The sequence below is a fragment of the Paraburkholderia sp. genome (assembly GCF_034668105.1).
Classification (GTDB): Bacteria; Pseudomonadota; Gammaproteobacteria; order Burkholderiales; family Burkholderiaceae; genus Paraburkholderia.
The window spans coordinates 1-13199 of record NZ_JAXDPY010000476.1; the positions used below are offsets into that span (position 1 = coordinate 1).

Below are 13199 nucleotides of genomic sequence, written 5' to 3' on the forward strand. Positions count from 1 at the left end.
TTTGTGCTGCGCGCCCCGCCAACCCATGCAGCACAAGCACAAGCACAAGCACAAGCACAAGCACAAGCACAAGCACAAGCTGCTAACAGTCTCCCTCAGTCCCGCTCGAACAACGCAATCGACTCCACGTGCGAGGTGTGCGGGAACATGTTCACCACACCGGCGCCCACCAGCCGGTAGCCGGCCTCGTGCACCAGCAGGCCTGCATCGCGCGCGAGCGTCGCCGGGTTGCACGACACGTAGACGATACGCGTGGGCAGCGGCCCATTGCCGCTTTGCGCAATCTCCGCGAGTGCCTTGGCGACAGCCAGCGCGCCTTCGCGCGGCGGGTCGATAAGGAATTTGTCGAAATGACCGAGCGCGCGCATGTCGTCGGCGGTGACTTCGAACAGATTGCGGCAGGCGAACGACGTATGACCCGCCACGCCGTTCAGTTCAGCATTGGCCAGCGCGCGCGAAGTCAGCACCTCGCTGCCTTCGATCCCCATCACTTCCTTCGAAATCCGCGCGAGCGGCAGCGTGAAGTTGCCGATGCCGCAGAACAGATCAAGCACGCGATCCGTGCGGGCCGGGGCCAGCAGACGCAGCGCGCGGCTCACTAGCACGCGATTGATCGCATGATTCACCTGGGTGAAATCGGTCGGTTTGAACGGCATCCGGATGTTGAATTCCGGCAGCGTGTAATCGAGCTGCACGTCGAGCGGATAGAACGGCGTGACCGTGTCAGGACCGCCCGGCTGCAACCACCACTGGATCTTGTGTTCGTCGGCGAAATCGCGCAGCACCTGTTCGTCGGCCGCGGTGATCGGCTGGAGGTTGCGCAGCACCAGCGCGGTGACCGACGAGCCGACCGCAAGCTCGATCTGCGGCATGCGATCGTAAATCGACAGCTTGCGGACCATGAAACGCAGCGGCATCAGCATGGCCGAAATGTGCGGCGGCAGCACCTCGCAAGTCTTCATGTCGGAGATGTGGCTGCTGTTCTTCTCGTAGAAGCCGATCCGCATGCCGCCCTTCTCCGGCAGATAGCGCACCGCCAGACGCGCGCGGTAGCGGTATCCCCACGCGGGCCCGTGAATTGGCCGGAATACCGTCTCCGGACGCAGCTTCGCCAGATGCTGGAAATTGTCTTCGAGCACGCGCTGCTTGACGGCGATCTGGGCGCGGATATCGAGATGCTGCATCGAACAACCGCCGCAGATCTCGAAGTAGACGCATTTCGGCCGGGTGCGAAGCACGCTTTCGCGGAACACCTGGACGACCTCGGCCTGCTCGAATTTCGGCTTGCTGCGATGCGTCGAGTAGCTGACACGCTCGCCCGGCAACGCGCCTTCGACAAAAACCACCTTGCCGGGCGTGCCGTCTTCGCTCTCGATGCGGCCTACGCCGCGCGCTTCCATGTCGAGCGAAACGATTTCGATGACCGGTTCAGTGCCGGTAATGACGTGCGCTTTCGCCGGAGCGGGCGCCTTCTGGCGCTTCGGCGAGCGGCGTTGGGGGGCAGTTCGGGACACCTGCGACTTCCTGACAAACTTGGGGGAAAGGCGAGATTGTAGACGAAGCGCCGCCCTTGCCAGAGATTCGGCGTGAGCGGCAAACCGTTTCGTTACAAGACGGGCAAGCAGGCTACTGGTCGAACGCAGCCAGATACTCGGCCCATTGCGGCGCCGTTTCCAGCGCCAGCGCATTTTTGACCAGATTGATCTCGTCCGCGTACTCTTCGGGCGAAAACGCCCCGCGGATCAGCTGGAAGCGGCAATACAGCAGGTACGTATTGACGACGTCGGTCTCGCAATAATTGCGGATCTCCTCGATCTGGCCTTGCTGGTACGCATGCCACACCTGGCTGCCGTCCATGCCCATCTTGCCGGGAAAGCCGCACATCTTGGCGAGCGCGTCGAGCGGCGCATTGGCGCGCGCCTGATACATCGCCAGCACGTCCATCAGATCGGTGTGACGGGCGTGATAGCGGCTGATGTAGTTGTTCCACTTGAACTCGCGGTCGTCCTCGCCTAGGTCCCAAAACCGGTAAGCCGGAATGCCGTTGACGAGCGCGCGATAGTTCAGCACCGGCAGGTCGAACCCACCGCCGTTCCACGACACCAGCTGCGGCGTGTACTTCTCGATCACGCGATAAAACGACTGCACGAGCGCCGCCTCGCCGTCTTCCAGCGTGCCGAGCGAGCGCACCCGGAAACCGTTGTTGTCCCGGAACACGCAGGAAATCGCCGCGATCCGCTGCAGGTGATGCGGCAGGAAATCGCTGCCGGTCTTTTCGCGGCGCGCCGCAAAGGCGTGCTCGGCGACTTCGGCGTCGCTCAGCGTGGCCGGCAAATCTTCGAGGCGGCGAATGCCGGCGACATCGGGAATCGTCTCGATGTCGAAAACAAGAATCGGTGTCATCAGGTTAGAGAACGGCGTCCTTGCGCACACCGTTGGAGGCAAAGAAGCGCTTGAGCCGCACCAGCGCTTCCTGTTGGATCTGGCGCACACGCTCGCGCGTGAGGCCCATTTCGTCGGCCAGCTCTTCAAGCGTGGCGGGCTCGATGTGATTCAACCCGAAGCGGCGTTCGATCACATGACGGTGCTTGTCCGACAGGCGTGCGAGCCATGCCCGTGTAAGCGTTTCCAGCTCGCGGTGCTGCACCTCGGCATCCGGCGACTGGCTTTGGTCGTCGGAGAGCAGATCGAGCAAGCTGCTTGCCGGGTCGAGATCGAGCGGTGCGTCGAGCGATGCGGTGTGCTCGTTCAGCGCCAGAATGTCCGTGACTTCGTCGGTGGTCTTGCCGGTCAGATAGGCAATGTCGTCGATGCTGGCGTCGCGGCGCTCGGCTGCCTCGCCGGAATTCATCGAATTCTTTTCCAGGTGGCGTTTCGCGCGCAGCACCTGATTGAGCTCACGGATCACATGCACCGGCAAACGCACCGTGCGCGCCTGGTTCATGATTGCGCGCTCGATGCTTTGGCGAATCCACCAGGTGGCATACGTGGAGAAACGGAAGCCGCGGGTGGGATCGAATTTCTCGATGGCGTGCATCAGTCCGAGGTTGCCCTCTTCGATCAGATCGAGCAGCGGCACGCCGCGATTCAGGTAACCCTTCGCGATACTGACGACAAGCCGCAAATTGCGCTCGATCATCACTTGCCGCGCGTCGAATTCGCCCGCCTTCGCCAGACGCGAATACTTCTGCTCTTCTTCGACCGTTAGAAGCGGCTTGACGCTGATGCGGTTCAGGTAATGCTGGATCGTGTCAGCCGTCAGCTCGGCTTGCAGCAGCGCGCGAAAATCGTCCGCGTCGGGCGGGGCTTCGCTCGCGCCTTCGCGGGCCTCGCCGGCCTCTTCCGCGCTGCCCTGGCGTTCGTCGAGATCGCGCTCCTCTGCGATCTCTTCTTCGACTTCCGAAGCGCCGCTTTCTTCCACCGAAGCGGACGTCACACGGCTAATCGTCTCAGACTCGGCTTGCGGCAGGCGGCGCTTCGATTTCGGCATGGTCGTATCGCTTATTGCGGCGGCAAATACTTCAGTGGGTCGACAGGTTTACCCTGCCGGCGAACTTCGAAATGCAACATTACGCGGTCGGAATCACTATTGCCCATCTCAGCGATCTTCTGCCCTTTGGTCACCGCGTCCCCCTCTTTTACCATCAAAGCGCGGTTGTGTGCATACGCGGTGAGATAAGTTGCATCATGTTTGATGATAATTAGATTGCCGTAACCACGCAGCCCATTTCCGGCATAAACCACGCGCCCATCTGCCGAAGCCTTGACCGGATCGCCAGCCGCGCCGCCGATATTGATCCCCTTGTTGGTCGAATCGTTGAACGTGCCGAGCATCGGCCCGCGCACCGGCCATGCGAAGGCGACGTTGCCTGAGGCGCCGGAGGTCGAGTCGCTGGCGGCGGCCGCGGGCGGCGGCGTCAACGCGGCGTTGTTCGCCGTGGAGCCGTAGATCGGCGGCGCCGCGCCGCCCGCTGCTGGCGGCGTGCTGCCCAGCGGCGCGCTCTGCACCGCGCCCCCGTTGCCGAGCGGCGCCGTCGACACGCCCGGCGTCAGCGCGGCGGTGTTCGCGCCCGGCGGCACGACGCGCAGCAACTGATCGACTTCGATCTGATTCGGGTTGGTGAGATTGTTCCACGTCGAAATATCGCGGTAGTTCTGGCCGTTCTCCAACGCGATCCGGTACAGCGTATCGCCCGGCTTCACGCGATAGTAGCCCGGCGGCGGCGGCCCGAGCGGCACGGCCGGCTGCTGCGCGGCTTGCGTGCCGAGCGCACCGCTGCCGGAGCGGTCGACGACCGGCGCCTGATCGAGGCGGGTCGCACAAGCCGACATCAACAGGGACAAGGCGAGCACGCACACGCTACGCTGGGTTACGGTCATGGGGATAGTTAGTCTGGTTCTTTGCATCGCGCGCAACATACTCATCGGTGTCAAATCACTCCGGATTTTAAGGGTACAAAGAAAACGCGATCAAGCCGCGACTCGCGCCACTGCGCGGGTCCGAGGCGCTCGACCAGAGTCAGCACCTGGTTCTGGCCTTCCTGCGAGCCGACCGGCGCGACCAGACGGCCGCCGATCGCGAGTTGTTCAAGCAATGCTTGCGGTACATCGAGCCCAGCCGCGGCGATCACGATCGCATCGAACGGCGCCGCCGACGGCAGCCCCAGGCGGCCGTCGCCGTAATGCAACCGGATGTTCGGAATGCGCAGCGGACGCAAGTTCGTCTTCGCGCGTTCGGACAGCGGCTTGATGCGTTCAATCGAATAAACATCACGCGCGACCTGGCTCAGCACTGCCGCCTGATAGCCGCAACCGGTGCCGATTTCGAGCACGGTGTTCAACGCGCGCCCGGCCGCCGCCAGTTCGATCATCCGTGCGACCACCGAGGGCTTGGAGATCGTCTGGTGATGGCCGATCGGCAACGCGGCATCTTCATAGGCCTGGGCTGCGAGGCCCGGGTCGACGAACATGTGACGCGGCACCACCGACATCGCGTTCAACACGCGCTGATCGGTCACACCGTTCGCACGCAGGCGTTCGACCATCCGTTCGCGAACCCGTTCCGACGTCAGCGCCAAAGCGCCGTTCAACGCGACGTTCGGCGCGGCCGTGCGCTCGGTGAGTTTGGCGGCGGGTTTGTGCTGCGGCGCGGGTTTTGGCGCAGCGCGCGTTGCGCAAGCTTGCGCGACGACAGGGGCGGACGGTTTGGCCGGCGGTTGGGATGTCGGCTTGAGCGGGGCGCTGACGGACGACTTCAGCGACACGCCGACAGGCGCCTTCGCTTTTGTCGTGACTTGCGACGCAGCTTGCGGCCTTGGCGGCGACGCAACTTGCGACGTGCCTTGCGGCCGCGCCGGCGCCTTCGCTGGCGCTCTCGCAGCGGACCCGGTTTGCGACGCTGTCGGCGCGGGACTCTGCGCCCTCACCGTCGGCTTCGCCTGAGCTTTCCCCGTCACGCCGAGCGGCGCATTCTTCGCTGCTTGCGGACGCGCGTTCAACGCGGCAGCCGCGGCGAGTGCCGCCGCGCGCACTTCGCCCGGCCGCCCCTCCGGCCGGCGCGGTTCGCGCACCAGATCCTCGAGGCCGAGCGGAAAGCGCTTTGCGCGCTCGCTGGTCATGAAGCGCCGCTGCCGGCGCGCGCCCAGTCGCGCGCTGCGGGCAGCATTTGCGTGTGGGTCAGGTCGAGTTGCAGCGGCGTAATGGACACCTGCCCGTTCGCCACAGCGTGGAAATCGGTGCCTTCGCTCGCATCGCGCGCGCTGCCCGACGGCCCGATCCAGTAGATCGGTTCGCCGCGCGGGTTGGTCTGGCGGATCACCGGCTGCGACGGATGCCGCTTGCCGAGACGGGTGATATGCCAGCCGTCGAGTTGCTCGTACGGCAGGTTCGGAATATTGACGTTCAGAAGCGGATGCCCCGGCAACGGCTGCTCGAGGTAGTGCGCGACGATCTCGGCGGCGACACGCGCGGCGTCTTCGAGATGCACCCAGTCTTTGTCGACCAGCGAGAAGGCGATCGCCGGCACGCCGAACATGATGCCTTCGGTGGCGGCGGCGACGGTGCCCGAATACAGCGTGTCCTCGCCCATGTTCTGGCCATTGTTGATGCCCGACACCACGAGGTCCGGCGTGTGGTCCAGCATGCCGGTCAGCGCGATGTGCACCGAGTCGGTGGGCGTGCCGTTGACGTAGTAGAAACCATTCGCCGAGCGCAGCACCGAGAGCGGCCGCGACAACGTCAAGGAGTTCGACGCACCGCTGCAGTTCTGCTCGGGGGCCATCACGGTGACGTCCGCGATCGGCTTGAGCGCTTCGTAAAGCGCGGCAAGGCCGGGCGCCAGATAGCCGTCGTCATTGCTGAGTAGGATTCGCATGCGGCGATTGTAACCGAGGAAAGATGGCAGGCGAACGACGCGGCAGGTGCCGCGCGCATCACAGGCAAAGCGCACGCGTGGGGCGCAGCGCCGACGGGTGCCGACCGCGCAAGCGGTCCGCTCGGCGCAGTAAAATCGTACGATCGTGCGGATTGTTTTACACTCAGAATGGTTGCGATGCCCCGAAGGACGTCCCTTGGGGAAGCCTGATCGATATGGAGACACGATGCGCGCGATTCGCTGTAATCAATACGGGCCGCCGGAAAGCCTGATCGTCGAAAATCTGCCGGATCCCGAGCCGTCGCCCGGCCACGTCGTGATCGACGTCAAAGCCGCGGCCGTCAATTTTCCCGACGTGCTGATCATCGAGAACAAATACCAGTTCAAACCACCGCTGCCCTTTACGCCGGGTTCGGAAGTCGCGGGCGTCGTGCGCGCGGTCGGCGCCGGTGTGACGCAGTTCAAGCCGGGCTCGCGCGTGGTCGCGTACACCGGCACGGGCGGCTTTGCCGAGCAGGCGCTGGCGCCGGCCGCGGCGTGCGTGCCGCTGGCGGACGGCGTCGACTTCGAAGTGGCCGCCGCGTTCACGCTCGCCTATGGCACGTCGCATCATGCCGTGGTCGATCGCGCCCAGTTGAAGGCGGGGGAAACGATGCTGGTGTTGGGGGCGGCAGGCGGCGTCGGGCTCGCCGCGGTCGAGATCGGCAAGGCGCTCGGCGCACGCGTGATCGCGGCGGCGTCGAGCGACGAGAAACTCGCCACCTGCGTGAAGCACGGCGCGGACGCCACCATCAACTACAGCACCGAGGATCTGCGCGAGCGCATCAAGGCGCAGACCGATGGCAAGGGCCCGGACGTGATCTACGACCCGGTCGGCGGTGTGTATGCGGAGCCGGCGTTTCGCAGCATCGGCTGGCGCGGACGTTATCTGGTGGTCGGCTTTGCGAACGGCGAGATCCCGAAGTTGCCGCTCAACCTGATGCTGCTCAAAGGCGCGAGTCTGGTCGGCGTGTTCTGGGGCGATTTCGCGAAACGTGAGCCGCAGCATAATCACGCCGCGTTCGAGCAGATGACCGGCTGGATCGGCGAGGGCAAGCTCAAGCCCTATGTATCGGAACGCTATTCGCTCGAAGACACCGGTCGCGCGTTGCGCAATATGGCGGAGCGGCGCGTGATTGGGAAAGTGGTGATCACGCCTTAGACGCGGTGCGCTCGCGTGGGCGGGAAACGCCGAAAGAAAACGGCGCGCGGTTTTCAAAACCGCGCGCCGTTTTTGTTGAGCCTTTGGGAATGTGAAGTTACGTTTGTTTCGGCTTCACCCACTGCACGACTACAGCTTTTCCGTGTCGCCCGACTTCGGCTGCCACTTCATCAGCCGCCGCTCGCCGATCCCAACAATGCCATCGAGAATCAACGCGAAAGCGGTCAGCACCAGAATCCCGGCGAACACGGTATTGATATCGAAGGTGCCTTCGGCTTGCAGAATCAGGTAGCCGACACCGCGCGCCGAGCCAAGATACTCCCCCACCACCGAGCCGACGAACGCGAGGCCCACCGAGGTATGCAGGCTCGAAAACACCCAGCTCATCGCGCTTGGCAGATAGACAAAACGCAGCAACTGCTTGCGGTTCGCGCCGAGCATGCGCGCGTTGGCGAGCACGACCGGGCTCACTTCCTTCACGCCCTGGTAGACGTTGAAGAACACGATAAAGAACACCAGCGTGACGCCTAACGCCACCTTCGACCAGATGCCGAGGCCGAACCACACACCAAAGATCGGCGCGAGAATCACGCGCGGCATCGAATTGGCCGCCTTGATATACGGGTCGAACAGCGCACTCGCGAGCGGCGAAAGCGCAAGCCACAGACCGACACCGAGCCCGAACGCGGTGCCGAGCACGAACGCGAGCACGGTTTCGACCAGCGTGATCCACAGGTGCAGATAGATCTCGCCGCCCGTGAACCACTCCCAGATGCGTTGAAGCACCTTCTGCGGCTCGCCGAAGAAGAACGCGGCCTTGTTCGGGTCGTCGAAATAGAATGGCGGCAGCAGCGTCGGACTGGTCAACACATACCAGAGCACGAAGCACAGCACGAGCAACAGCCACTGCCAGATCACCAGGTTCGCCCGGTTCGGGCGCAACGTCTTCCACATGACTCGATTTGCCTTAGACGATTGATCGATGCAACTCGCGAACACCACTGACTACTGAATGCATCGATTGACACAACTGACTACTGAACGCAGCTACTGAACACAGCTACTGAACACAGCTAGCGAACGCAGCAACGAGACGCCAACGCGTCCCTCGACTGCGCCGCGATCCGACCATGGCCGCACTGACGGCTCCCACTGCTAGCCCGCGCTTAAACCGCCGTGAGTTGCTGCTGGTAACCCTTGAGCACCTCATCGCGCAGCACGCTCCAGATCTGCGCATGCAACTCGACGAACCGCGGGTGCGCGCGAATCTCGGCGACGTCGCGCGGACGCGGCAAATCGATCGTGAATTCGCCGATCGGATGCGTGCCCGGCCCGGCTGACAACACCACCACGCGATCGGACATCGAGATCGCTTCGTCGAGATCGTGCGTGATGAACAACACCGCCTTGCGTTTCGCTGCCCACAGGTCGAGCAGCTCGTTTTCCATCAGCTGACGCGTCTGGATATCCAGCGCGGAAAACGGCTCGTCCATCAGGATGATGTCGGGATCGAGGATCAACGTCTGCGCCATCGCAACGCGCTTACGCATGCCGCCCGACAGCTGATGCGGATAGCGGTCGCCGAATCCGCCGAGACCGACCCGCTTCAACCACTCGTCGGCCTTGCTGCGCGCTTCGGCCGGCGGCACGCCATGAAATGCCAGGCCGGCCATCACGTTGTCGATAGCCGAGCGCCAGGGCATCAGGGCGTCGGCCTGAAACATGTAGCCGGCACGACGGTTGATTCCCTTGAGCGGCTCGCCGAATACATTGATCGTTCCGGAAGACGGCTCCAGCAAACCCGCGCCGACGTTCAGCAAGGTGGACTTGCCACAACCGGTCGGGCCGACCACCGAAACGAATTCGCCAGGCGCGATGCGCAAGGTCGTATCTTTGACCGCCGTATAGCGCTGCGCGCGGTTGTCCCGCGCAGCGAACGTGCAGGTGATGTTGTCGAGCGCCAGGGCGGCAACGGTCATGGTTCGGCTCGCTTGCAGGATCGGTTTCGGTTTGTCATGTCGTCATGACGTCGGTAGTCGAGGTGAACGCGGCGCCTGCCGCCCTCGACGCCACACTCACGGTGCTCAGGCCTTGACCGTCGTCAGTGCTTTCTTCACGAAGTCGTTGGTCCATGTCTTCGACAAATCGATCGGCTTGCCCTGCACGTTCGGATCGAACGCCTGCAAGGTCTTTAGTGAGGTGGCCGGGCCATCGGCAGGCATCAGGCCGTCCGGCGACATCGCCTCCTTCACGTGCTGCCATGCGTCCAGATACACCGCGCGGTCGCCGAGCAGATAGCCTTCCGGCACCGTGCTGATCAGTTCGCTGCCGGTCGCCGTTTGCAACCACTTGAGCGCGCGCACCATCGCATTGGTCAAAGCCTGCGTGGTGTTCGGATTCTTCGTGATGAAACTCTGCGACGCATACAGGCAACCCGCCGGCATATTGCCGCCGAACACGCTGCGCGTATCGGCAAGTGTGCGCGTGTCCGACACGACGCGAATGTCGCCGGTGCGTTCGAGTTTGGTCATTACCGGATCGAGATTGGCGATCGCGTCGATCTGGCCGGACTGAAGCGCCGCGATCGCGCCCGCCCCGGCACCCACGCCGATGAACGCGACGTCTTTCGCGGTCAACCCGGCCTTCGCCAGCACGAAACTCGCCATGATCGAGGTCGACGAACCCGGCGCGGTCACGCCGATTTTCTTGCCCTTCAGATCGGCGATCGACTTGTAGTTCGGCATCGCCTTCTTCGACACCGCGAGCACGATCTGCGGGGCGCGCCCTTGCAGCACGAATTCACGGAACGCCTGCTTTTGCGCCTGCAACAGCAAGGTGTGCTCGAATGCACCGGACACCACATCGGCACTGCCACCCACGGCGGCCTTCAGTGCTTGCGAGCCGCCGGCAAAATCCGAGATTTCGACCTCGAGCCCTTCGTCCTTGAAGTAATTGCGGCGCTCAGCAATCGTGAGCGGCAAGTAATAGAACAGGTTCTTGCCGCCGACGGCGATCGCGACCTTGGTGGTTTCGGGTTTGCCCTGCGCGAAAGCGAGCGGCGCGGCGGTGAACGTGGCGCCCGCGAGCGCTGCGGTACCGGCGAGGAAGGTTCTGCGTTGCATGGTCTATTGTCTCCAAACTTTTGTTGTCTTTTTTGCCGCGGCGCGCGCGGGCGCCGTGGATGCATCCGGGTTTGCCTGAGCGCTCGCGGCGGGCGCATGGCCTGCCGTGCAACAGCCGCACAGCCGTTACTCACGCGGCGACAGATCCAGGCGCACGCTCACTCACACAATCTGTTGCGCGTGCAACCTCGCAATGTGGTCTGAATCATAACCTAGCGATTGCAGGACTTCATCGGTATGTTCACCCAGTTCGGGGCCTAACCAGCGCGTTTCGCCGGGGGTTTCCGAGAGTTTGGGGGTCACCGACGGGAGCGTGATTTCTTTGCCGTCGTGCCATTTGAAGCGCTGGATCATCTGGCGCGCCATGAATTGCGGATCGGTGAACATGTCCGCGACGCTGTAAATGCGGCCGACCGGCACGTCGGCGGCGTTCAGCACGGCGAGCGCTTCGTCGATGGTGCGCGTGGCGAGCCATGCGGCGATTGCGCCGTCGATTTCCTGGGTCCGCGGCACGCGGCCGTCGTTGTGCGCAAGCGCGGGATCGTTCGCCAGGTCTTCGCGTTCGATCGCGATCATCAGGCGCTTGAAGATCGGGTCGCTATTGCCGCCGATCACGATGCTGCCATCGCGGCAGGGATACGTGTTCGACGGCACGATGCCCGGCAGCGACGCGCCGGTGCGCTCGCGCACCATGCCGTACACGCCGTATTCCGGCACCACGCTTTCCATCATGTTGAAGACCGCCTCGTACAACGCGACGTCGACGACCTGCCCTTTGCCACCGTTCACCTGCTTGTGATGCAGCGCCATCAACGCGCCGATCACGCCGTGCAGCGCGGCGATCGAATCGCCGATGGAAATGCCGATGCGCGGCGGCGGCAAATCCGGATAGCCGGTGATGTGCCGCAGACCGCCCATCGACTCGGCGATCGCGCCGAATCCAGGCCGGTCGCGATACGGCCCGGTCTGGCCATAGCCGGACAGACGCACCATCACGAGCCCGGGGTTGTCCGCCGACAGGACGTCATAACCGAGGCCGAGCTTCTCCAGCAAACCGGGCCGGAAATTTTCAACGACGATATCCGCTTCTTTCGCCAGACGCCGCACGATCTCCTTGCCCTCTTCGGCTTTCAGATTGATCGTGACGGATTTCTTGTTACGCGCCTGAACGGCCCACCATAGCGACGTGCCGCCGGCTTCCGGATAAAGCTTGCGCCATTTGCGCAGCGGATCGCCACCCTTCGGGTCTTCGATCTTGATGACATCGGCGCCGAACTCGCCGAGAAAACGCGCGGCGAACGGGCCGGCGATCAGCGTGCCGAGTTCGAGCACCTTGACGCCGGCAAGCGGGCCTTTAGGTGTGTCGGTGACGCCTGGGTCTGGGGTGACGCTCATGTGTCTCCTCTGTGTTTCTGTCTCTGTGTTTCTGTTCCTGGACACGCGCGGAGCGAGAGGTGCAAGGCGTTGTAGTGAGGCCCGTACCTTACTCATGCCTCCCGTGCCTTATTCAGGTCTGGCGCGACACGCTAATGCCGCATCGTGCCACGTCACGCTACATCGAGCGCCGGTCGAGCATCGCTCGCGCGATCGTGCCGGCGTCCACATACTCAAGTTCGCCGCCCACCGGCACGCCGCGCGCGAGGCGCGTCACGGCAAGGCCGCGCGCCTTGAGCGTCTGCCCGAGGTAATGCGCGGTGGCCTCGCCTTCGTTGGTGAAATTGGTTGCGAGCACGACTTCCTTGACGATGCCATCCGACGCGCGCTTGACCAGCCGGTCGAAATGGATTTCCTTCGGGCCGATGCCGTCGAGCGGACTGAGCCGCCCCATCAGCACGAAATAAAGACCGCGATAGGTCATGGTCTGTTCGAGCATGATCTGGTCGGCGGGCGTCTCGACGACGCACAACAACGCCGGATCGCGCTCCTCATCGAGGCAGACCTCGCAGATCTGCGCTTCGGTAAAGGTGTTGCACTTCTCGCAATGCTGCAGATGTTCGGTCGCGAACAGCAACGAGCGGCCGAGTTTTTCGGCACCGTCACGATCGTGCTGCATCAGGTGATACGCCATGCGTTGCGCGGATTTAGGCCCGACCCCGGGCAGCACGCGCAGCGCTTCGACGAGCGCCGACAAGGCGGAAGGTTGTTTCATGCGAATCGGCTGTGTCGAAGTGGGAGTTGCCCGGTATGGCCCAGTATGCGGGTGCTTGTTGCGATTGCTTGTTGCAGTTGCTTGTTGCGGTTGCTTCTATCAGCTCGGCAGCGCCTCGGGAAGGCATGCCCGACGAACGAACTGAACTGCACGGATGCAATCTTGAACGAACTGCGAACTGCGAACTGCGAGCTACGAACTACGAACTACGAACTACGAGCTACGAGCTACGAGCTACGAGCTAGCATTCAAACGGGCGTGGCTCGCGTATTCAACTCACGCCGCCCCTCAAAAGCAACGGCGTGAATTCCTTCCTGCAGCGACGTCGCTTAGAACGGCAGCTTGAAGCCCGGC

Annotated in this window: 12 protein-coding genes; 1 reads left to right on the forward strand and 11 read right to left on the reverse strand. The window is 63.3% G+C overall.

What is annotated here, in order from left to right; translation table 11 throughout:
- Positions 1 to 95: 95 nt before the first annotated feature.
- The 6 genes from rlmD to surE form a co-directional block, all read right to left on the reverse strand.
- Complete coding sequence (rlmD, locus tag QOC89_RS21505) at positions 96 to 1514, reverse strand: 23S rRNA (uracil(1939)-C(5))-methyltransferase RlmD (RefSeq protein WP_323046859.1); 1419 nt, start codon at positions 1512 to 1514, stop codon at positions 96 to 98.
- 112 nt (positions 1515 to 1626) lie between these two features.
- The gene (locus QOC89_RS21510) at positions 1627 to 2403 is read right to left on the reverse strand and encodes a 3'-5' exonuclease (RefSeq protein ID WP_323046860.1); all 777 of its coding nucleotides are present in this window, start codon (positions 2401 to 2403) and stop codon (positions 1627 to 1629) included.
- 4 nt (positions 2404 to 2407) lie between these two features.
- A complete protein-coding gene (gene rpoS, locus QOC89_RS21515) occupies positions 2408 to 3490 on the reverse strand; it encodes an RNA polymerase sigma factor RpoS (RefSeq protein WP_323046861.1) in 1083 nt (360 codons plus the stop codon).
- 11 nt (positions 3491 to 3501) lie between these two features.
- Positions 3502 to 4425: a peptidoglycan DD-metalloendopeptidase family protein gene (locus QOC89_RS21520; protein WP_323046862.1), complete on the reverse strand. Its 924-nt coding sequence runs from the start codon at positions 4423 to 4425 to the stop codon at positions 3502 to 3504.
- 5 nt (positions 4426 to 4430) lie between these two features.
- The gene (locus QOC89_RS21525) at positions 4431 to 5618 is read right to left on the reverse strand and encodes a protein-L-isoaspartate(D-aspartate) O-methyltransferase (protein ID WP_323046863.1); all 1188 of its coding nucleotides are present in this window, start codon (positions 5616 to 5618) and stop codon (positions 4431 to 4433) included.
- Positions 5615 to 6373 carry a 5'/3'-nucleotidase SurE gene (gene surE / locus QOC89_RS21530; RefSeq protein WP_323046864.1) on the reverse strand — a complete coding sequence of 253 codons (759 nt, stop codon included), beginning with the start codon at positions 6371 to 6373 and terminating at the stop codon, positions 5615 to 5617. Before surE ends, QOC89_RS21525 begins: the two co-directional genes overlap by 4 nt.
- Positions 6374 to 6599: 226 nt before the next feature.
- On the opposite strand from surE, the gene QOC89_RS21535 reads away from it, so the two are divergent.
- Positions 6600 to 7574 carry an NADPH:quinone oxidoreductase family protein gene (locus tag QOC89_RS21535; RefSeq protein WP_323046865.1) on the forward strand — a complete coding sequence of 325 codons (975 nt, stop codon included), beginning with the start codon at positions 6600 to 6602 and terminating at the stop codon, positions 7572 to 7574.
- 129 nt (positions 7575 to 7703) lie between these two features.
- Here the strand turns inward: QOC89_RS21535 and QOC89_RS21540 are convergent, their stop codons facing one another.
- The 5 genes from QOC89_RS21540 to recR form a co-directional block, all read right to left on the reverse strand.
- Positions 7704 to 8528 carry an ABC transporter permease gene (locus QOC89_RS21540; protein ID WP_179731487.1) on the reverse strand — a complete coding sequence of 275 codons (825 nt, stop codon included), beginning with the start codon at positions 8526 to 8528 and terminating at the stop codon, positions 7704 to 7706.
- A gap of 212 nt (positions 8529 to 8740) precedes the next feature.
- Complete coding sequence (locus QOC89_RS21545) at positions 8741 to 9553, reverse strand: ABC transporter ATP-binding protein (protein WP_323046866.1); 813 nt, start codon at positions 9551 to 9553, stop codon at positions 8741 to 8743.
- Positions 9554 to 9658: 105 nt separating this feature from the next.
- Positions 9659 to 10696, reverse strand: a complete 1038-nt coding sequence (locus QOC89_RS21550; protein ID WP_323046867.1) for an ABC transporter substrate-binding protein — start codon at positions 10694 to 10696, stop codon at positions 9659 to 9661.
- 162 nt (positions 10697 to 10858) lie between these two features.
- Positions 10859 to 12091: a CaiB/BaiF CoA-transferase family protein gene (locus QOC89_RS21555; protein WP_323046868.1), complete on the reverse strand. Its 1233-nt coding sequence runs from the start codon at positions 12089 to 12091 to the stop codon at positions 10859 to 10861.
- A gap of 157 nt (positions 12092 to 12248) precedes the next feature.
- Positions 12249 to 12845, reverse strand: a complete 597-nt coding sequence (gene recR, locus QOC89_RS21560; protein ID WP_063496327.1) for a recombination mediator RecR — start codon at positions 12843 to 12845, stop codon at positions 12249 to 12251.
- Positions 12846 to 13199: the final 354 nt, after the last annotated feature.

Bases quoted from the DNA above. Each gene is read 5' to 3' on its own strand.
- QOC89_RS21535 (WP_323046865.1), top strand. From the start codon at position 6,600: ATGCGCGCGATTCGCTGTAATCAATACGGGCCGCCGGAAAGCCTGATC.
- QOC89_RS21540 (WP_179731487.1), bottom strand. From the start codon at position 8,528: ATGTGGAAGACGTTGCGCCCGAACCGGGCGAACCTGGTGATCTGGCAG.
- QOC89_RS21555 (WP_323046868.1), bottom strand. From the start codon at position 12,091: ATGAGCGTCACCCCAGACCCAGGCGTCACCGACACACCTAAAGGCCCG.
- QOC89_RS21550 (WP_323046867.1), bottom strand. From the start codon at position 10,696: ATGCAACGCAGAACCTTCCTCGCCGGTACCGCAGCGCTCGCGGGCGCC.
- recR (WP_063496327.1), bottom strand. From the start codon at position 12,845: ATGAAACAACCTTCCGCCTTGTCGGCGCTCGTCGAAGCGCTGCGCGTG.
- QOC89_RS21520 (WP_323046862.1), bottom strand. From the start codon at position 4,425: ATGAGTATGTTGCGCGCGATGCAAAGAACCAGACTAACTATCCCCATG.
- QOC89_RS21525 (WP_323046863.1), bottom strand. From the start codon at position 5,618: ATGACCAGCGAGCGCGCAAAGCGCTTTCCGCTCGGCCTCGAGGATCTG.
- QOC89_RS21510 (WP_323046860.1), bottom strand. From the start codon at position 2,403: ATGACACCGATTCTTGTTTTCGACATCGAGACGATTCCCGATGTCGCC.
- rpoS (WP_323046861.1), bottom strand. From the start codon at position 3,490: ATGCCGAAATCGAAGCGCCGCCTGCCGCAAGCCGAGTCTGAGACGATT.
- QOC89_RS21545 (WP_323046866.1), bottom strand. From the start codon at position 9,553: ATGACCGTTGCCGCCCTGGCGCTCGACAACATCACCTGCACGTTCGCT.
- surE (WP_323046864.1), bottom strand. From the start codon at position 6,373: ATGCGAATCCTACTCAGCAATGACGACGGCTATCTGGCGCCCGGCCTT.